The organism is Massilia sp. CT11-108, assembly GCF_047302915.1.
Taxonomy (GTDB): Bacteria; Pseudomonadota; Gammaproteobacteria; order Burkholderiales; family Burkholderiaceae_D; genus Telluria; species Telluria orientalis.
The window spans coordinates 1-297 of record NZ_JBKYMO010001437.1 but is presented as its reverse complement, the minus strand read 5'-3'; the positions used below and the strand labels follow the sequence as shown (position 1 = coordinate 297).

Annotated in this window: 1 protein-coding gene; it reads left to right on the top strand. The window is 71.0% G+C overall.

The features are described from left to right. Positions 1 to 114 precede the first annotated feature (114 nt). Positions 115 to 297, top strand: a 183-nt coding sequence (locus ACEN88_RS35165) for a hypothetical protein (protein WP_413347049.1), incomplete at its 3' end; no start/stop codon positions are given.

Here is a 297-nt window from a genome sequence, read left to right as displayed (position 1 = left end):
TTATAATAGACTGCATGCGCACGGCGCCCCCGCCGAATCCTGAACCTGAACCGCTGGCAACGCTGGGCCGTCGCGGCCGGCGGCGGCGCCGTCCTCATCGCGCTGGCGCTCGCCATGTTCGCGGAAATGCGCGATTCGGGCTCGTTCGACCACGTCGTGCTCACGTTGCCCCAGCAGGCCGATAAACCGTCCGTCGCGACCGGCGCCGCGGCCGCGGGCGCACTGGACAGTGGCGAGGGCTATGTCGCACCGGATTCGCCGGCAGCGAGCCCGGCGGCCGTACCGCAAACGCCCGCC